The following is an 18,680-nucleotide window of genomic DNA, read 5'->3' on the forward strand; positions in this document are numbered from 1 at the left end:
TACTTTTGCAACATCAAGTTTAAAACTACAAGGGTCAATATATCTGATTGAATAGCTTGCTTATTTTTTGGTAAGCCGAAAACAAATTTTTTCTCCGCAGCATCCTAAAGATGTCTCTCACCAACCGACTGCAATCTCACGCACCAAAACGATGCAAAGTTAAACAAACATTCAAAATAATTGACCAAATAAAAACCTTACAACTTAGAGGCTTAGAGCAATTATTCGGTTCCATTTAAAACAATGATATAGCTAGAAAAATCCGTCTATCTATTGGCACAACAGAACGGTAAACTTATTGTTTTAAACGTTAACCAATGGTTACGATATAGTTAACAAATAAAGATTTCAGTGAATTCGCACACATAAATAATCATCATGACGAAAAAAATTTATTGCATCACGGGATATATCTATGCGGCACATAAACAAAGAAGCCAACATCTGTGGTCATACGATGCTGGCTTCTTTTCGGGGGTGTTTCACTGGTTTTCAGCCTCAATACTTTAAGGTCAGATATTTCTATTTTGACCTTTATACCTTGGCTTACTTAGTGGGCTGGCTTCTTTCTTAAGCTAAATGCTCCTTAAAGAAACCTTCCATTTTGTCGAATGGAATCACATCCATCTGATCATAAAGATCGGTATGGGTTGCATTAGGAATGATCATCAGTTCTTTTGGCTCAGCAGCTGCTTCATACGCCGTTTCACTGAAATAGCGCGAGTGTGCCTTCTCACCGTGGATAAGCAGAACCGGACGTGGTGAGATTTCTGCAATGTACGTCAAGATCGGCATGTTCATAAACGACAGTGGCGTTGTGATTGTCCAAGAAGCATTTGAGTTAATGGCTCTTGGGTGGAAACCGCGCTGCGGATCCTTATAGTAAGCCGCGTATTCGACAACAAACTGTGGTTCGCCGCCCTGCAGTTCAAGAGACACAGGACCATAAGCTGGCTCACCGTTTTCAGCGTCTTTCCAGCGCTGCTGACCCAATTGCTCTAGTCCTTGAGTACGTTGTTCAAGAGTAACACTGTCGTTGTAGCCTTTGGACATAACTCGAGTCATATCGTACATAGTGCTAGCCACAACCGCTTTAACGCGCTTGTCAATTGCGACTGCATTTAATGCCATGCCGCCCCAACCACAGATACCGATAACGCCGATTCGCTCGCGGTCAACATTTTCTAGCAAACCGATAAAGTCGACTGCAGCACTGAAATCTTCAGTATTGATATCTGGGGAAGCAACATTACGTGGCTCACCACCACTTTCACCAGTGTAAGATGGATCAAATGCTAGCGTAACAAATCCACGTTCTGCCATTGTTTGCGCATACAAACCAGATGACTGTTCTTTCACTGCACCAAATGGGCCACTCAGAACGATAGCAGCTAACTTGCCAGTGCTTTCTTTTGGCTGATACAGATCAGCGGCAAGCGTAATACCGTAACGGTTTTTGAACGTAACTTTTTTGTGCTCAACCTTGTCGCTTTTAGCGAAAGTTTTATCCCAGCTATTACCTAATTCTAATGTCGTGCTTGCCATGGCCTGGCCTCCTGAAAGCGCACCAACACCTAAAGCAACCGCGCTTGCTCCTGCCATTTTCAATGCATTTCGGCGACTAGCGTCTGGCAAGTCGTGGCTAGCGTTTGTATTGTTGGTATCGTTGTGTTTGTTCATCTAGTTTCTCCTAGTAAGCCTGATAAGCTTGTCATCTCAGTTTCGGAATTTGCTCAAATTAGTCATCCCCAACTTGAGACAACATGACTAGCTTAAGAGCGTGCACCGTTTAGGAGAGTGTCTCTCCTAACGACGTTTCTGCTATTTATAATGCGACAAGTCACCAATTTACCGTTATCCGGATACTACGAATTCCTTGCACAATCTTCCAAGTTGAACCATGAAATGTAAGAAAACCGACCTAGACCAATCAGTAAAAACACCCAAAAACAAACAATAAACATTTGATATAAAAAATAATAAACCTAAATCTCAACCAATAAGCATTCCATTACTTATTACTTACGTAAACGCTATTTAATGCCTAATTTTCTACTTTAACTTGCCTTAGGTGAGAAAAACGAACAAGCCTAGTCAACATGTGACTAGGCTTGTTCTTAACTCACTGATTCGAATCGGTACTATAACGCTTTCTTATACAACTCGATCACTTGATCTTTTGTCATTGGACATGGGTTACCACCAGCGCATGGATCGGCTAATGCGTCATCGACCCAACTCAAGATATCCTCTTCAGTAACACCCAGTTCACCAAAACCAGCCGGAATGCCTACTCGACGGTTCAGCGCATGAAGCGCGTCAATTGCAGCCAAACTTGCCTGTTCTACTGTCAAGTCAGAGGTATCTACGCCCAATACTTCAGCAACCTTGGCAAATTTTTCTACACGGTGCGGGCGGTTAAATTCACTCACGATAGGTAACAAGATTGCGTTACATACGCCGTGAGGTAAGTCTTTATGTGCACCAGCAGGGTGAGCCATTGCGTGAACCATACCTAAACCCGCACTGTTGAAAGAAAGACCAGCAATAAACTGACCATAAGCCATCATTTCGCGCGCGTTAATATCGGTGCCATCATCTACCGCTGCTGGAAGGTTTTCTGCAATGGTTTGTATCGCTTCCAGAGAGATATAGTCGGTCAATTTATGCGCGCCAACAGAGACGTATGATTCAAGAGCATGAGTTAATGCATCAATACCTGTTGCGGCTGTCGTTGCTTTAGGAATACCCAACATAACGCTTGCGTCATTGACTGAAATTTCTGGAATAATTTTATCTGAGATAATGACGTGTTTCACATGCGTTGCTGTGTCCGTAATAACCGCGTTACTGGTGACTTCTGCAGCCGTACCCGCAGTGGTATTAATCGCATAAAGCGGCGCCCCTAAGCGTTCGACTTTCTCGACACCGTTATAAGCGGCGATTGGTCCTGGGTTTGCAGATAGGATCTTGATCGCTTTTGCCGTATCAATCGAACTACCACCACCAAAACCGATAATGTATTGCGCACCAGAAGTCACATACATGTCATACGCATTTTTCACCGTGTCGGTATCAGGGTTAGGTCTTACATCTTTAAACAAAGTAAGCTCTAACGAGCTCGAAAGTAGTTTTTCGGCAAACCCCAACTCAACAAGCATTGGGTCACAGATAAGTAAACCTTTTTCCAAGCCATGTTCATTCGCTAAACGCTCGACTAAGGCTTCAATCGCGCCTACACCAGAGTAATTGATTTTAGGAAACGCCAGTTTAAATACGCTCATCGTGTTTATCCTTATAAGTTAAGATCTTGTTGAGGGTGTCGATCTTTTTTGCTATCTATTTACCCTCTTTCTTTATAAGGTTATTAAAGCGATTTTTTGCTCCGAATAACTTTGCTTTTTTGCCTGTCAGCGCATGAATAAGGGGATTTTTTTAAGGTTAGAGAGCCGAAGTTCACAAATTGAAAAACAGGCAAATTGCACTTTGAAAGTACAAGTTATAACTGGAGAATTGATTACAAAAATGAAGATGGCAAGCAGAATCCCGAATCCAATTTATGAATTCGGGTAGAGTTAAATATTAATTTATAGAGATATTTAATGACTGTCTGATGTAGGTGCCTGCGCCCAGCAGGCCAGGTTCGGAATGAGTGATCAAGAATACAGGGATAGATTGAAGGTACTCTTTAAAACGGCCTTTATCTTCAAAAGCCACTCGAAAGCCAGACTTGATGAATAGGTCTTGAACTTTAGGAACAATACCACCAGCAATATACACACCACCAAATGAACCATTGGTCAGAGCAAGATTACCGCCAAAACGCCCCATCAAAATGCAAAACAGATAGAGTGCGCGCTCACAATCCTTGCATTCAGATTTAAGTGCTTTCTCTGTAATCTTTGCCGGAGTGTAATCTTCAGGCTCGGCACCACGGTGTGACACAACAAAGTCGTATATGTTTCGGATACCTTGGCCAGACAAACAGCGTTCCGCAGACACACGACCGAACTTGTTACGTAGGTAAACGATCAAATCGTCTTCTTCTGGAGTACAAGCAGCCAAGTCAACATGTCCACCTTCTCCCGGTACACTGTGCCAAAGGTTTCCACCATGGATTAACTGAGCAACACCAAGCCCCGTCCCCGCTCCGTAAACCGCAATTGGTTTATTTGAGATTGGCTCGCCACCACCAATTTGAACTCTGTCCTCAAGATTTAAGCTTGGGATAGCAAAGGAAACCGCTGTGAAATCGTTAATGACTTCCAAAACCTGAAGGTTGAGTTGGGATTTTAATTCCTGAATAGAGAACTCCCAGTGGTGGTTAGTCATGGAAACCCAATCTCCGGTTACCGGACAAGCAATCGCAATACAGGCCGATAAGATTGGAGTGTCATGACGCTCAAGGTATTTGCGAATCACGATTTCCAGCGTTTCATATTCGGCAGCAGGGTAAGTCACGATATCGCTGATCGTCCCTGTCGCTAACTCACAAAGAGCTAAACGCGCGTTGGTTCCCCCGATATCCCCTACCAAGGCATACTGTTCCGACATTACTTCTCCTTAATAATACTCAAAACGATCACGTGTATTTATTGGCGATAAAACGCACGCAGAACACAAAATGCAACACCATGAAAAGTGACACAAAACAAACTAGTTAATGCTCAATAATCAGAAATCGTTGCTTTACGACATAATATTTGCACTTAAATATAGCAGAGGGTTGGAGCCTATCTATGCGAAATGGATTACAGGTTAACGATTTACTGATTTCACCGGTAAATTCCATATAGCGCGAAAAATAGTACGAATGAGCAAAAATAACACAGGAATGGGTCTTTATTCTCTACAGTAAATTGATGAAAATACTCGGTTCAGGAATTATGCGGACAAACTCAGAGTAAAGCTGTGGAAAATAACGGCATCCTTTGTTGAAGATTAGCGTATGAACTTGAATATAACGCCAGCTTAAACACCATTACTATTCGGAGAACCGATGTCTCAACCAGAAGCTCAAACAGTCGAGTTAAGTCATACAAAAACGAAAAGACTGGGGCTAAAACTAAGAAAGATACTCAAAGTCGCGATCGCCCTACTCGCCATTATTGCTGCTGGTGTCTACACCTATATGCTACAACCTCAGTTTGCCTCCCCTCAGGTGAAAGTGGATAGTTACCAGGGAAAATACGTAGACGGAAAGTTTCACAATATTGAGGAGGTTCCGGTATCCACGTCAAGCGATGGCGCTTTGGTGGGGTTCTACCGTTTTTTAACGGAACCTGTTATCGACGCCGTTCCGGTAACCAATTTGCCTTCAGTCAAGTCAGACTTACTGGGTCTGAATCCACGTGACAGTGTTATGGTCTGGATGGGCCATTCCAGCTACTTTATCCTGCTAGATGGCATTCGCTACTTAATTGACCCTGTATTCAGTGACAACGCTTCTCCGGTTCCCTACACCAACGTGGCATTTCCCGGTAGCAATGTTTACAGCGCAGATGACATCCCAGAAATAGATTATCTGTTAATTACCCACGATCACTGGGATCACCTCGATTACCCAACAATTAACGCGCTGAAAGCGAAAATTGACCATATTGTGACGCCTATTGGTGTCGGCTCTTATTTCACTCAATGGGGGTTTAGCCCTGAGCAGATCACAGAAGGCGACTGGTATGATTCCATCGCAACGAAAGCGGGCCGAATTCATATCCTTCCAGCACAGCACTTTTCAGGTCGATTGCTAAAACGTAATCGTACACTCTGGGGATCATTTGCCATCGTATCGAATCAACATAAGGTCTATCTTGGTGGTGACAGTGGCTATGGTGACCACTTCAAATCAATAGCCAATAAATTCGGCGGCTTCGATATCGCGGTGCTTGAAACTGGCCAATACAACAAAAACTGGCCATTCATTCATATGACGCCAGAAGAAGTCGCTCAGGCAGCCAACGATCTCAACGCAAAAGCACTATTACCTTCGCACAATAGTAAATTCAAGCTGGCTAAACATGCCTGGTATGAGCCACTAGATCGAATCGCTCAGGCAAGTCAGCGACAAGATTACCGCTTAATGACACCAATGATTGGAGAAATCGTCGGTTTAGAAGATAACAACCAGACGTTTTCTGAGTGGTGGAAACAGTAATACCCGTCTCAATAAATTAAGTTCGGGTCACTGGGGGAGATTCTTCGTCATATTGCCCTGAATCTCAAACCTTCACGTCGACCTGCGAACGAGGTCATAGAGGAAATGGGTGAGTTCGTATTACCCGCTATCAATCAGAACTAAAGGCAGTTAAAAATGAGCAATGCACTCTGAATGCATTGCTCATTATTGGAGTCAACCTTCGGCACTTTAGCGTTCAGAGAAAAACGCTCAAAGAAAAACACTCGATAAAAAATTAACCACCCTCGATAGCCGCCAGTGGAACTTGATAAACTTCTTTACCATTAATGACTACCGTCCAGGTGTCGCCTTCCAAATCCGCTTTCACCTCGCGGTTGGTTGCGTTTACGTAATCGGTCATAAAGTTAATCGTGAACTGCTCTCCTGCCGGGCTTTGCACCACGATACTGGCTTGATTATCTTCCATGCGTAAGATACCTGCAGGACACGTACCGAAATCTTCCTGCCCTTCTGCACGGCAACGCAATAATGTTGTTGCATCATAGTCATCAGTCGAGAAAGGAGACGTCGCATTATTCACGTCCGGATTTAACGCATCTGTATTCCAGTAAACGTAAACACTTTCTTCAGGGAAACGAAAAATTAAGCCCTGATCGCCCAAATCACTCTGGCGATAAACCATGTTGCTATTCTGATCGGTAAACTCCCCGGGGGTGTCGCCTTTTGGTGAAAGTTCATGCACAACGCCATCACTACGATTTATTGTTATGTAACCACTGCGCTGGCTAAAAGTACAAGCGATCATCTTCTCTGCGTTGTCGTCGCCTGCTTTGTAGATATCACAACGGCTCTCGGCTGAATCAGCATACGAGATCGAACTCGTGGCTAAGCCAGCGACAAGGGTGAATAACATAAGACCAGCTCTCATAATACCTCCTACAATTTGTTACTTAATCCACGCTAATGACCAATGAGCGCGCTCCCAGAAACAAAAAAAGAATAGTTCTTAGCCTCCTATTGGGCAATTAAACCAAGTTGTCGAGAAAGCCATTTGCATCATGTTTAAAGCCGCTTCTCTGAGATCCATCTATTTACGCCAGTCACCCAGGCTTGGTATAACAACAGAAAGAAAAAGAAATAAAGTTCATACAAGAAAGGAAGCACAGTGAAGATTTGTTTAGACAACGTAATTGCAAAAGGGAACACCTCCAACTTAACCATTGAGCATTGGAAAATAGAAAGCGGACATTGCTGGGGCATTTTCAGTGCCGAAGGAGACATCGGATCTTTGCTTGGGGACTTACTTTGTGGGGAGCTTTTGCCAATCGATGGCACGTTAGATCTTGGCGGATTAAAAGTAGCCCAAGTCTCTTTGTCTGAACAACAGCGACTGCTCGATTCTGAACTCAAAAAAGATGACACCGACTTTCTTGACCGAATTGACCAAGGCAGCACCGTCTATGCGTTAATATTTGAACGCTGCCAGGATGAAGCGCTGACTCTAAAACTTATCGAAGAGCTCGATCTCTCGCACCTTCAGCAAAGTGGTTTCCGTGTGTTGTCTACTGGCGAAACCAGAAGAGTGATGCTGGCACGCGCTTTGGCCACACAGCCTGATTTAGTCTTATTGGACAACCCTTTTACCGGATTGGATGTCAGTCATCGAGCAGCACTGGCCGACTATTTGCACACATTATCTCAGTCGTTACAAATGCTGATCACCTTTTCTCGTGAATCCGATATGCCAGAGTGGATTGACCGCGTTGCTCTGTTTAACGCTGGCAAACTCGACAGTACCATGGATAAACAAAGCTGGGATCAACACCCAATCATTGAGCAAATAAAATCTCAGTCGGAGAAACAAAGTGAAGAAATGATGGCACTCATACGCCAGCATCAACACGCTACCCATTTTGAAAACCCGATCTTTGAGCTGAAAAATGGTCACGTCGAATATACCGATAAAATGATTTTTACAGACTTGAACTGGCGCATCGACAAAGGCCAACACTGGCAGGTAAAAGGACCAAATGGATGTGGTAAAAGTACGTTGCTAGGGATGATCTTCGGCGATCACCCGCAATGTTACAGCAACGACATCCATATTTTCGGTAAAAAACGCGGCTCGGGTGAAACCATCTGGGAGATCAAGCAGCACATCGGTATGGTTTCCTCCGCATTGCACCTGCAGTACCGTGTTAATTGCAGCGCATTAGAAGTGATTTTGTCTGGGTTCTATGACTCGATTGGTTTGTACCATCAACCAACCCGTAAAGAGGTAGAAGTCGCGAAAGAGTGGCTTGAAATCCTGCATATGAGCCAATACCAGAAAACGTCGTTCCGACAATTAGAGTACGGACAGCAACGCTTGTTACTGATTGCACGAGCGATTGTAAAACAGCCAACCTTGCTGATTCTGGATGAGCCATATCAAGGTTTAGACTTTTTAGGCCGACGTCTGGTCAAGAATACCTTAGAGCTCATCGCGCGCGAAAACTTAAGCCAGTTACTTTATGTCTCTCATTATCAGGAAGACCGTTTAGACAGCATTAAAAACGATCTAGAGTTTATTTTCGATAATGATGTGCAATGCTATCGAACTCAAATTCTTCAGTCATAAGGAGCACAACAATAGTTCCTGAACTATGGCTCCTGAATACAGTATCCGTTCAGGTGACTGGCTGTCGCGCGAGTTGACGGTATGGTAACGGCTTGGAATAGAGGTAGCCCTGATGATATTGAACGCCCAATTTCTTCAGGTGCTCCGCTTGCTCAGGCGTTTCGACACCTTCGGCAATGAGCTTAACCTTTAACTCATCGGCAAAGTAAACAATGGCATTCAAAACTGACGAACTCACGCTTTGGATGCCGATTGTGTCAACAAAGCATTTATCGATTTTCAGATAATCAATACGCATGTGTTGCAGAAAAGCTAACGAGGTCTGCCCCGTTCCAAAATCATCAATCAGTACATCGATACCATATACCCTCAGTGCGGCAATGCATTTGCGCGCCTCATCATCAATCAACTGACGTTCTGTAATTTCTATTCCCAGAGAAACGTTATTATTGTTTAGTTGTCTATGAATAAGTTGGATCTTCCTTATGACCTTTGGCTCGACGAGATACCCCGGAGGAACATTTACACTTAAGTGCACAGGGTGAGTAAATTTCAGTTTAGTGAAATCTTCTGCTGCTTTTTCTAACACAAAGTCTGTCAGGATCGATACCAACCCACTCTGCTCCGCAGCGGGAACAAATTTGTCCGGTGCAATAAAACCTTTTTGTTGGTGTTCCCAACGTACCAGCGCTTCATATCCAAACACATCCCCACTCTCTGCATCTATCTGAGGTTGGTAATACAGCGTCAAATCCTCTCTTCTTAACGCCTTTTTTAACTGCGAAACCAAGCTACGACGAGGATCAAAAAGCATGCGAACCATATAAAACAACAGATAAATCATTAATATGATAGGCACTGTGTACACCAGATAAGACAGCGTTCTTTGGTTTACAAACAGGTCACTTGCTTCACTCAAGGCTTCATAGTCGAACATGGTTGAAGACTTAGTCGCTATAGGATTAGTGCCGTTTCTTGTGGCATCAGGAGGGGTAACCTGACCATGAATAAATAGCGCTGAGCGTTTGAAACGCAGGTCGTTGTTAAAACCTATCGTCACTCCAAAATAATCTCGGTCAATAACTGTCACAACCTGATCGTTATGAGCACCAAGAGTAACCATAAACAGGAATGGCTCAGGTAAATTTTCTACTCTGCCAAGAGCCAGTTTCTGGCCTTGAGGAAAAGTTAGATAATCAGCCAAAGGCTTGTTTACCTTACCAAGCTTTGAAGAACAAATAATGTCATTTCCTTTGACGATAAGCATCTCATCAATATCTCGCTCAAACATCAAGTTCTGCTGGAGTTGTTCGCAATTTTCCGGGTGAAGTAATGCCTTTCTATTTTCAGTTTCAACCTGATACAGAATTTCATCGGCAATAGAGATGTTTCGATCTAAAAGATGCTCAAGTTCGCTTTGCACACTCTCTCGCGCGAAGTAAATCGCGCTAAAAATCACCAGAGGTATAGGGATTGAAATAATAATGAGTTTGTTTAAAAGCGCTTTATTAAGCATGTAAGACAACCTTTATCAACCGACCCTATCTGGTGCCAGAAAAACCTTCCTTGGAAGATTAACGAAATACAGGTTTTTCATAAGATACTGTGAGTATGCAACTCACCTGGTAGGACCGCAAACTAAACAATGAGTTGATTATTTATTCGCAAATCACCTCGTATCTTGAGGTGATTTGCGTGTAATTACCATTTGATGCGCAACGAATGCTCATCCGACTCACCTTTGAGACAAAACCATGAGTTTCATCCCGGCCCAAGCTTTTCTCATCCAATAAGAATTGCCCACAAAAATTATTTTTATTTTCTCAGTGATTAAGAATTATAGTTGTCCTATATCATCCAACAAGTTACAACCTATACATGACAACAAGCAAAGCAAACGCTAATCAGGTAAACGAAAAGGCGCTGCAATTATTAATGAAAGTAGCGGTAAGCCAATTCCCAGTATCTGCGAAAACACTAAGTGAGCAATTAAACGTACCATTGAGCAGTCTCTATCGACATTTGAAACTGCTAAAAGAATGGAATTTGATTGAAGAAAGCGTCCACGACAAGACATTTGTAGTAGGGCCAGCTGCGCTACTTTTGATGCACAGTTATGAAAGCTCACAACACGGTCTTGATATGGTTGAAACCATCTTGGCTCGCTTAGTTCAGCAGACCGGAGAAATGGCGGCCTATATGGTTCCTTCTGGTTATCGGGCATTGTGTGTCAGACAAAAAGAAAGTATGCAGGCGCTACGGTGCAGCTTCGTCCAGGGTCAAAGTCAACCCCTGCTTCGTGGCGCCTCATCCAAAGTGATGCTGGCTTATATGCCTAAGAGTCGTGGCGAGAAGATCTTACGTTACTTCAAACAGGACCATTGTCTTGATGAATGGGAACAAGAGTTTGCCACGATCAGAAAACACGGATACGCCGTCAGTACTTCCGAAATTGACCCAGGTGTCTCTGGTATCAGCGCACCAGTCATGAAAGGAAGTAAACTCGTTGGCGCAGTTTCGGTTATGGCTCCAGCTCACAGGGTCGAGAAGGACAAGCAACGTATCGTTTTACACGTGTTGCAGGCGGCAAGGGCACTACCACCAGAAAGGTAATTCATCATGTTGGGCTTTTTCAAACGATATAAATTTCATCAAACAACACATACACCAGTTCAGCACTACCCATTTTCATTTATGACGGTTTGTGAGCACGTTGCTCCGATGTCAAAAGGCGCGTTTGAATTAGCGAATCAAAGCTTAGAAAGTGCGAGCGAATGGCTCTATCAGCAACATGATCAAACTACAGCTGCGCATTGTGGTCATTTTACTCATGCTCAATTAGAGAACGGGGATTTTCAGGAAGCACTTAGCTTGGCACTTTCCCGTCACTCTATTCCAGTATTGGTAACCAATTGCACGGAAGCGATCTTGTCTATGCTGCCAGTGGTCGCTGCCTGCCAGGATGATGTGGGTATTTTGCATATTGGTCAAAAAATGCATTTAAAGCCGACATTAGAGCCAAAGGTAGGGTCAGCATTTCATTTTGCGCTTTCCCGCTACCCAAACGTTAGGCTGCTTTTTGCGGGTGTTAACCAACATGATACCAAGCAAGAGACATGGGAATATGCTGAGGACCAAGGCTGTGACTGGATCACCGACAAAGAGTTTACTTTTCGACACCGTAATCATGTCAAACAACAAGTTGGCAATTATCTTGACCATTGCGACCAAGTGATTATTTCGGTTGATTTAGGTTCGCTTATCGCCAAAAACGACCTTGATGGTGATATGTCTTTAGATATTCAAATGGTACTCAGAACCATCAGGCTATGTTTAGTATCGGGCAAAGTAAAAGCCATACAATTGGTTGGTGATCGTGACCGTCTCGTCTATTCAAGACAAACGAAAACGATCATTGAGGAGCTGTATCAAATAGCGCCACTTCTCGATCACGCTGCCTGATAGCAAGATAGAACCGATAAAATAAAAGCGCCCTCCAAATGAAGGGCGCTTTTTTATTCAGCTCAATTCGTCAATATTGGTTATTTCGCTCGACGTGCTTTCAAACGCTTCACCATCGCCAAACGACGTTCTGCTGACCCTTGGTCTGTTGCAGATTGGTTAGGGTTATTACGACGTCCTTGACGATTTTTAAATGCCGGTTTGGAGTTCAGTTTTTCGATGTACGATTCACGCTGCTTTGGTTCATAACCAGCTAGCTCAATACGGCGAATTCGTTGTTGAATCAAGTTTTCAACTTGTACAACGGTCAGCTCTTCATCTCTGTTTACGAAAGAAACCGCGTGCCCTTGCTTACCAGCACGACCAGTACGGCCAATACGGTGAACGTAGTCTTCAGCAAGGAACGGCATATCGTAGTTCACAACATGTGGCAGATCCGCGATATCTAATCCACGAGCGGCAACATCAGTTGCTACCATCACACGGACTTTGCCTGATTTGAATTCTTCAAGCGCACGACGTCGAGCACTTTGCGCTCGGTCACCGTGACAAACTGCCGCTTTGATACCATCAAGCTTCAATTCTTTAACCACTTCGTTCGCGGTTTCTTTGTAGTTAACAAACACCAACACTTGTTGCCAGTTTTTGCGACCAATCAGTTCAGAAAGCAGCTCTGTTTTTCGTTCTTGATCAACCGGATAAAGTACGTGAGCAACGGTTTGTGCGGTTGTATTTGCGCGTTCAACTTCAATACGTTTTGGTTTACGCAAAATGTCTTTTGCTAATAGGTTAAGCTGGCTGGACGTCGTTGCAGAGAACATCATGATCTGCGGATCCGTGTCCACATCAAGCATGATTTTACGCACCGCGTGAATAAAGCCCATATCCAAAATACGGTCAGCTTCATCAAAAACGAGGAACTCTAGATTGGCAACTGAGACATTACCTTGCTCAATGTGCTCTTCCAGACGACCCGGTGTGGCGACCAGAATATCGACGCCGTTTTCGAGCGCTGAGACTTGTGAAGACATTTTACGTCCACCAAAAACTGCCACCACCGATAGGTCGGTATATTTGGTGTACGCTTTGATGTTGTCAGCAATCTGCTCTGCCAGTTCACGCGTTGGAGCAAGAATAAGCGCACGCGCCGTCTTACGTGAGGCACTGTGATCACTGTCTAGCAGTCGCTGAATCATAGGCAATGAGAACGCTGCAGTTTTACCAGTACCAGTCTGGGCTGTAGCGAAAATATCATGGCCTTTAGGAGCCATTGGAATCGCCTTCTGTTGAATTGGCGTTAACTTTTCATAACCGCATTCTGCCAGCGCTTTTACCACTTCTGGTGCAAAACCTTGAGATGAAAATGACATTGAGCGTATTCCTTAAACAAACCACTAAAAATAGCGTTAAAAATTCAGCCGTGCACTATACCCGAATTTAAGTGATTTATCTCACTTTTCTCTCTTTTTTCAGTTTTAAGTCTGTGCAAACAGATTAAGCGGCAAACACTAACGCCACATTGCTTGACCGCTTAAGGGAGATAACCAGGTAACTCGTTACTTCTCTATCCCAGAAAGTTTAAGTAAAACACTTTCTAACTCATCCCAAGGAAGCAACTGAGAGTCGATCACTTCTAATCTCGATTCAAACCCTTCAAGGCTGATTTCATTCACCGTAACTACCGCATTCGCGACATTAAATGCGTAACATCCCCGGTCTGTATTCACTACAGCTTTTACTCGCTCTGCCGTTAAGGCCGATAGCATAGAGAATAGCTGATCGAAATCGAACGTATGCTCTGCGCCAAATAGCCAACCACAACTGAAATACCCCTGCCCCTTATTCTCTTTACGAATGAAAGCTTCGCCCGGTGGCAGTTGGAATTGTGGTTCTTGATGCGCGTGTTCATGATGGTGAGACTCAATATGTGAAGAAGCACTGCCATGAACTCGTTCAATATCTAAAACTTCAATAGGTAGATCGCCGTCATGAATCAACTTGCTAAACACTTTCGATGGTGACTGATCGGTGATCCAGTCGCTAAATACATCAATGTCATGGCTAGAACAAAGGTCAACTTTGCTACCAATAACCACATCCGCGCAATCTAGTTGATCAAGGAAGTTTTGATTGGAAAGGTGCTTCTCATCACTCAGATTACGTGGGTCCACCAATGCGATGGTCGCTTTAAGATCAACATAAGGCTGATACTGCTCAGACGTTAATGTCGCAATCACTTGTTTTGGATGACCAAGCCCTGTCGGTTCGATAAGCAAACGATCGGGCTTTTGACGCAACAGCGCAGTAATGCCCACCGACATGGGAACGCCTGCGGTACAGCACATGCAACCGCCAGGGACTTCTTTTATCAACGCACCTTGGTCAGTCATCAAAGCGCCATCAATACCGATCTCACCGAATTCATTCACTAAGACTGCCCAATTTTCGTCTGCTGGTTTTTTCTTTAGCAGGTTTAAGATCGTCGTCGTTTTACCTGATCCCAAAAAACCAGTCAGTATATTGGTAGGTACTCGATTTGACATGCTTTTTCTCCGACGTTAGTGCATTCATACTCTGGCAAAGTATACGGACAACGTGATGCGCTTCAATAATTTTGTCGCTGTAGAGCCTCTACAACAGCCAATCACTCACGTTGATAATATTAAAGATAAATATCTCTTCGAGAAATCTGCAAGCGGTTAACGTTAAGCTGTGGTTAGCAAATCTTTCCGCCTGTGACAGTAATATCAGTGTCATGGTGAACAACCACTTGCGCCATCAACCGCAGCGCTTCCACTATGGTATCTAATGACATTGTAGGCTGGTTACCGAGTGTGTTTTGTTCGGGTAACAGTGGAATATGGACAAAACCATGCCGTAAAGGCTTATCTCTAAGGTAGTGTTGCAAACCATAAAAAAGGTGATTGCAAACGAACGTTCCCGCACTGTTAGAAACTTGGCAAGGAATCCCTTGTTGTTGCAAAGTCTGAACGACACGCTTGAGCGGTAAAGTCGTGAAATAAGCGTCAGGACCATCGGCAATGATGGGCTCATCAATCGGTTGGTGACCTTGATTGTCAGGAATTCGAAAGTCATCCACGTTGATAGCAACACGCTCAGGGGTAATGGCGGCACGGCCAGCCGCTTGCCCAACGGTTATCACACAATCTGGCTGATGCTGTTCTATCGCTTCTATCACTGTATTAATTGAGTCATATCGCGTGACAGGCACGTGGCAAGTGACAATAAAACCGTCATCAATGGCCTCTCCTTCTAACCTCTTGATCGCTTCTAAAGCAGGGTTGATGGCATCGCCGCCAAAAGGTTCAAAGCCAGTAATCAATACTTTTTTCATGTGCGTTTTCAATTAATTGGGATTAGCAAAATTATTGCACTCCTGCTTCGCTAGTCCAAATACTAATTTGATTGCCCTATTCACTCTTAAATATTATGTGAAGACCGTAGAAAGTTTTACCGAAAGTACCAGAAACTTGGTTTCTCGTCTTAACTTAGGTAGAGTACGCGCCACAAAATATCTGCGATTCGAAGAGATTGAATACAATGAACATTGATGATCAAGTGATCGAAACTATTGAAGAGCTGGAAGCCTTTTTGCACCTGGTTGAAAGCGGTGCTCTTGGCCTTGAAGGTGTGGCAGGAATTGCACTTGCTAAAACCAATAGCGATGGCCGCCCATTTGTCGCGGTACTAGGAGACAACCACCAGCTTATTCTGGGTCGTTGGGTTTCAGCACACGTTTACGAGAACGGTAAAGATATCGTTCAAAATGGCCCACGTCGTGCACATTAATGTGAATATGGCTAACCACTAGCTTGCTTTTGATAAGCAAGCTTTTTTGTATTAACTATGTACTAATCAACTAGTTCACGATAACAACATCAAGATTTAGGCAACTGATCACACAATACGCATAAGATTTTGGGTATAACGTACTAATCATAAAAATTAGGACGTGAAAAATGAATAACTCTTTCGACTACACAATGCCCAACAATGAAGGATTCTTTGGCGAATATGGCGGCAGCTTTGTACCACCAGAGCTTGAGCAAATCATGCGAGACATCAATGCTGCCTACGAAGAATGCTGTAAAGACCCAGAATTTAAAACTGAGCTGGCACGCCTTTACAAACACTTTGTGGGTCGACCGAGTCCGATTTTCCATGCTGAGAATTTGTCCAAAAAATATGGCGCTGATATCTACCTGAAACGCGAAGATCTTAACCACACTGGCGCGCACAAAATTAACCACTGTTTAGGGGAAGCCATTCTCGCGAAAAAGATGGGTAAAAAGAAATTGATCGCAGAGACAGGCGCAGGTCAACATGGCGTTGCGTTAGCGACAGCAGCGGCTCTTGTCGGATTAGAGTGCGATATTTACATGGGCGAAGTGGACATCGCTAAAGAGCACCCTAACGTGGTTCGAATGAGAATTCTAGGCGCTAACGTGATTCCTGCGACGCACGGACGCAAAACGCTGAAAGAAGCGGTAGACGCAGCATTTGAAGCTTATTTAAAAGATCCAGAGACTCAGCTTTACGCCATTGGCTCTGTAGTAGGCCCTCACCCATTCCCTAAAATGGTTCGTGATTTCCAATCGATTATTGGTAACGAAGCACGAGTTCAGTTTAAAGAAATGACGGGCAAACTACCGAACAACCTCGTGGCATGCGTGGGCGGTGGTTCCAATGCTATGGGCTTATTCAGTGCCTTTTTAGAAGACGAACAGGTCGCGATTCACGGTGTTGAGCCAGCGGGTCGTTCTTTAGAGAAAGTGGGGGAACACGCGGCAACGCTTAGCTTGGGCGAACCTGGCATCATGCATGGTTTTAAATCTTACATGCTGAAAGACGAACAAGGTGAACCTCAAGAAGTTTATTCTGTGGCAAGTGGACTAGACTACCCATCTGTTGGCCCGCAACACAGTTACCTAAAAGATATCGGCCGCGTGAATTACGGTTCGATCACTGATGACGAAGCAATAGACGCTTTCTTTGAACTATCACGAGAGGAAGGCATTATCCCTGCGATAGAGTCGTCTCACGCAGTGGCTTACGCGATAAAAATGGCGAAACAAGGAGAAAAAGGGTCGATTCTCATCAACTTGTCTGGCCGAGGTGACAAAGATATTGATTTTGTGGTCGAAAACTACGGCGCAAAATACGGTATCGAATCGCTAATCTAAACCTTATTGTATTAACGTAAAGCCACCTAAATTAGGTGGCTTTGTTGTATTTAGCATCTGTGAATAGGCTTTTTGGCCTCACATTCGCTTTAGTGGCTTAACGACGCTATCTAAACCTTCGATTTTTAGCGCTAAACACAACTTGAGCAAGTCCCCAAGCTCACCGCTTGGCCACCCTTTTTTATCGAACCACAGCAAATATTCCTCTGGAAGATCAATCAACACTCTTCCCGCGTATTTCCCAAAAGGCATTTGCATTCTTGCTAGTTTTATCAGGTTTTCTTTTTCTAACATAAGTCGGACTGTGATTAACGTAATTATCCTTAGGGTATCACTGGTGCGATCTCCCGACCAGTTTCACTGTGCTTTATGCTAAAGTAGGCCGCATTCGAACATAGAACGAGAAAGTAATGAAGTCACCTTGTCGTGCTGCCTGTAAAAACAATGGCGGCATCTGTTCTGGTTGTCACAGAACGATAGAAGAGATCATCCAGTGGAAAGACAAAACGGATGAACAACGAGATAGTCTGATCAATCAAATTGCCGGTGGTGCGTCTACCCATTCATGCCCAGAATGCGGAACTCAAGCACACTGTGACATCTCAGCAGGAAAAGAGACTTGTTGGTGTTTCGGTGTCGAGACCAGAGATTTACCCAAGCCTGACGAAGGCCAATTGTGTTTGTGTAGAAAATGTTTGGAAAAAAAGCCAGTCGCTTAATCGACTGGCTCTATTTGATTACTTAGCTTTTAGTGCTGGCGATTCAAACTTAACACCATCCCAGCCGCTCACCATAAAATTACGAATGTTCTGATGATCATCGTTTTCTGGATGTTGTAAAACATCTTCACGGTAAAAACGTCCAAAACAGGCCAGTGTGGCTTCCTTGTCTAAGTTATTAAGCAGACCAAATGCAAAGATTTTGCACGAGCCATTGTTTTCACCGGCTCCATTTTCGGTCGCACCATTAGTAAATGCAGTTGGTGTGAACTCGTAGTTCGCCTCTATCACCGCGATGGTCGTTTCAAATTCAATCTTTTCTGGTGTCGACGCTACTGCATCTAAAAATTGTTGTAGTTCCATTTTCATTCCAATTTGTTATGCCAACATACCGATGACATATTTGTTTAATAAAAAGCCAATATAAGAGTCATTAATCATACATATATTCATAGCCTTACCAAAACATACGTCAATCAATGCTTCAAAAGCATTCACGAAGATTAGTGAATATTTATTAAAAAATTATGCATTGAGCC

The 18,680-nt window shown here is 43.7% G+C and carries 17 protein-coding genes; 7 read left to right on the plus strand and 10 right to left on the minus strand.

All coding sequences use genetic code 11. From position 1 onward, the window contains the following. Positions 1–570 precede the first annotated feature (570 nt). The 3 genes from VEJY3_RS21800 to VEJY3_RS21810 all read right to left on the minus strand — a co-directional run bounded on the left by VEJY3_RS21800 (position 571) and on the right by VEJY3_RS21810 (position 4,554). Positions 571–1,680 carry an alpha/beta fold hydrolase gene (locus VEJY3_RS21800; RefSeq protein WP_014234596.1) on the minus strand — a complete coding sequence of 370 codons (1,110 nt, stop codon included), beginning with the start codon at positions 1,678–1,680 and terminating at the stop codon, positions 571–573. Positions 1,681–2,141: 461 nt separating this feature from the next. Beyond that, positions 2,142–3,284: an iron-containing alcohol dehydrogenase gene (locus VEJY3_RS21805; protein ID WP_014234597.1), complete on the minus strand. Its 1,143-nt coding sequence runs from the start codon at positions 3,282–3,284 to the stop codon at positions 2,142–2,144. A gap of 298 nt (positions 3,285–3,582) precedes the next feature. Beyond that, positions 3,583–4,554, minus strand: coding sequence for a glucokinase (locus VEJY3_RS21810; RefSeq protein WP_014234598.1), 972 nt, complete (start codon positions 4,552–4,554; stop codon positions 3,583–3,585). Positions 4,555–4,999: 445 nt separating this feature from the next. Between VEJY3_RS21810 and VEJY3_RS21815 the strand changes: the two genes are divergently transcribed. Then, positions 5,000–6,154 carry an MBL fold metallo-hydrolase gene (locus VEJY3_RS21815; protein WP_014234599.1) on the plus strand — a complete coding sequence of 385 codons (1,155 nt, stop codon included), beginning with the start codon at positions 5,000–5,002 and terminating at the stop codon, positions 6,152–6,154. 256 nt (positions 6,155–6,410) lie between these two features. Here the strand turns inward: VEJY3_RS21815 and VEJY3_RS21820 are convergent, their stop codons facing one another. Continuing rightward, positions 6,411–7,064 (minus strand): hypothetical protein, encoded by a 654-nt coding sequence (locus tag VEJY3_RS21820; protein WP_014234600.1) that lies wholly within the window; start codon positions 7,062–7,064, stop codon positions 6,411–6,413. A gap of 237 nt (positions 7,065–7,301) precedes the next feature. Here VEJY3_RS21820 and modF point away from each other — a divergent pair, with 237 nt between their 5' ends. Continuing rightward, positions 7,302–8,756 carry a molybdate ABC transporter ATP-binding protein ModF gene (modF, locus tag VEJY3_RS21825; protein WP_014234601.1) on the plus strand — a complete coding sequence of 485 codons (1,455 nt, stop codon included), beginning with the start codon at positions 7,302–7,304 and terminating at the stop codon, positions 8,754–8,756. A 49-nt stretch (positions 8,757–8,805) separates the two neighbouring features. On the opposite strand, the gene VEJY3_RS21830 is transcribed toward modF, so the two are convergent. After that, complete coding sequence (locus VEJY3_RS21830) at positions 8,806–10,272, minus strand: EAL domain-containing protein (protein ID WP_014234602.1); 1,467 nt, start codon at positions 10,270–10,272, stop codon at positions 8,806–8,808. A gap of 362 nt (positions 10,273–10,634) precedes the next feature. Here VEJY3_RS21830 and VEJY3_RS21835 point away from each other — a divergent pair, with 362 nt between their 5' ends. Both VEJY3_RS21835 and VEJY3_RS21840 read left to right on the plus strand, forming a co-directional pair. After that, positions 10,635–11,369, plus strand: a complete 735-nt coding sequence (locus VEJY3_RS21835; protein WP_014234603.1) for an IclR family transcriptional regulator — start codon at positions 10,635–10,637, stop codon at positions 11,367–11,369. A 6-nt stretch (positions 11,370–11,375) separates the two neighbouring features. Beyond that, a complete protein-coding gene (locus VEJY3_RS21840; RefSeq protein ID WP_014234604.1) occupies positions 11,376–12,218 on the plus strand; it encodes an arginase family protein in 843 nt (280 codons plus the stop codon). 80 nt (positions 12,219–12,298) lie between these two features. Here VEJY3_RS21840 and VEJY3_RS21845 read toward each other — a convergent pair whose 3' ends face one another. The 3 genes from VEJY3_RS21845 to pcp form a co-directional block, all read right to left on the minus strand. Next, positions 12,299–13,588, minus strand: a complete 1,290-nt coding sequence (locus VEJY3_RS21845) for a DEAD/DEAH box helicase (RefSeq protein WP_014234605.1) — start codon at positions 13,586–13,588, stop codon at positions 12,299–12,301. 186 nt (positions 13,589–13,774) lie between these two features. Next, complete coding sequence (locus tag VEJY3_RS21850; RefSeq protein WP_014234606.1) at positions 13,775–14,761, minus strand: GTP-binding protein; 987 nt, start codon at positions 14,759–14,761, stop codon at positions 13,775–13,777. A 173-nt stretch (positions 14,762–14,934) separates the two neighbouring features. Then, entirely contained in the window at positions 14,935–15,573 is a 639-nt protein-coding gene (gene pcp, locus VEJY3_RS21855; protein ID WP_014234607.1) for a pyroglutamyl-peptidase I, read from the minus strand. Between the two features lie 206 nt (positions 15,574–15,779). On the opposite strand from pcp, the gene VEJY3_RS21860 reads away from it, so the two are divergent. Then, positions 15,780–16,028, plus strand: coding sequence for a hypothetical protein (locus VEJY3_RS21860; RefSeq protein ID WP_014234608.1), 249 nt, complete (start codon positions 15,780–15,782; stop codon positions 16,026–16,028). Positions 16,029–16,198: 170 nt separating this feature from the next. Then, the gene (gene trpB / locus VEJY3_RS21865; protein WP_014234609.1) at positions 16,199–17,422 is read left to right on the plus strand and encodes a tryptophan synthase subunit beta; all 1,224 of its coding nucleotides are present in this window, start codon (positions 16,199–16,201) and stop codon (positions 17,420–17,422) included. A gap of 78 nt (positions 17,423–17,500) precedes the next feature. Here the strand turns inward: trpB and VEJY3_RS21870 are convergent, their stop codons facing one another. Then, positions 17,501–17,716, minus strand: coding sequence for a DUF3820 family protein (locus VEJY3_RS21870; RefSeq protein WP_005375557.1), 216 nt, complete (start codon positions 17,714–17,716; stop codon positions 17,501–17,503). A gap of 116 nt (positions 17,717–17,832) precedes the next feature. On the opposite strand from VEJY3_RS21870, the gene VEJY3_RS21875 reads away from it, so the two are divergent. Then, on the plus strand, positions 17,833–18,141 hold the full coding sequence (locus VEJY3_RS21875) for a cysteine-rich CWC family protein (RefSeq protein WP_014234610.1): 309 nt from the start codon (positions 17,833–17,835) through the stop codon (positions 18,139–18,141). A gap of 18 nt (positions 18,142–18,159) precedes the next feature. Here the strand turns inward: VEJY3_RS21875 and VEJY3_RS21880 are convergent, their stop codons facing one another. After that, positions 18,160–18,504 (minus strand): HopJ type III effector protein, encoded by a 345-nt coding sequence (locus VEJY3_RS21880; RefSeq protein WP_014234611.1) that lies wholly within the window; start codon positions 18,502–18,504, stop codon positions 18,160–18,162. Positions 18,505–18,680 lie beyond the last annotated feature (176 nt).

Source organism: Vibrio sp. EJY3, from assembly GCF_000241385.1.
In the GTDB taxonomy this organism is placed as follows: domain Bacteria; phylum Pseudomonadota; class Gammaproteobacteria; order Enterobacterales; family Vibrionaceae; genus Vibrio; species Vibrio natriegens.

Bases quoted from the DNA above. Each gene is read 5' to 3' on its own strand.
- pcp (WP_014234607.1), bottom strand. From the start codon at position 15,573: ATGAAAAAAGTATTGATTACTGGCTTTGAACCTTTTGGCGGCGATGCC.
- VEJY3_RS21835 (WP_014234603.1), top strand. From the start codon at position 10,635: ATGACAACAAGCAAAGCAAACGCTAATCAGGTAAACGAAAAGGCGCTG.
- VEJY3_RS21870 (WP_005375557.1), bottom strand. From the start codon at position 17,716: ATGTTAGAAAAAGAAAACCTGATAAAACTAGCAAGAATGCAAATGCCT.
- VEJY3_RS21805 (WP_014234597.1), bottom strand. From the start codon at position 3,284: ATGAGCGTATTTAAACTGGCGTTTCCTAAAATCAATTACTCTGGTGTA.
- VEJY3_RS21820 (WP_014234600.1), bottom strand. From the start codon at position 7,064: ATGAGAGCTGGTCTTATGTTATTCACCCTTGTCGCTGGCTTAGCCACG.
- VEJY3_RS21875 (WP_014234610.1), top strand. From the start codon at position 17,833: ATGAAGTCACCTTGTCGTGCTGCCTGTAAAAACAATGGCGGCATCTGT.
- trpB (WP_014234609.1), top strand. From the start codon at position 16,199: ATGAATAACTCTTTCGACTACACAATGCCCAACAATGAAGGATTCTTT.
- VEJY3_RS21840 (WP_014234604.1), top strand. From the start codon at position 11,376: ATGTTGGGCTTTTTCAAACGATATAAATTTCATCAAACAACACATACA.
- VEJY3_RS21845 (WP_014234605.1), bottom strand. From the start codon at position 13,588: ATGTCATTTTCATCTCAAGGTTTTGCACCAGAAGTGGTAAAAGCGCTG.
- VEJY3_RS21810 (WP_014234598.1), bottom strand. From the start codon at position 4,554: ATGTCGGAACAGTATGCCTTGGTAGGGGATATCGGGGGAACCAACGCG.
- VEJY3_RS21800 (WP_014234596.1), bottom strand. From the start codon at position 1,680: ATGAACAAACACAACGATACCAACAATACAAACGCTAGCCACGACTTG.
- VEJY3_RS21880 (WP_014234611.1), bottom strand. From the start codon at position 18,504: ATGGAACTACAACAATTTTTAGATGCAGTAGCGTCGACACCAGAAAAG.
- VEJY3_RS21850 (WP_014234606.1), bottom strand. From the start codon at position 14,761: ATGTCAAATCGAGTACCTACCAATATACTGACTGGTTTTTTGGGATCA.
- VEJY3_RS21815 (WP_014234599.1), top strand. From the start codon at position 5,000: ATGTCTCAACCAGAAGCTCAAACAGTCGAGTTAAGTCATACAAAAACG.
- VEJY3_RS21860 (WP_014234608.1), top strand. From the start codon at position 15,780: ATGAACATTGATGATCAAGTGATCGAAACTATTGAAGAGCTGGAAGCC.
- VEJY3_RS21830 (WP_014234602.1), bottom strand. From the start codon at position 10,272: ATGCTTAATAAAGCGCTTTTAAACAAACTCATTATTATTTCAATCCCT.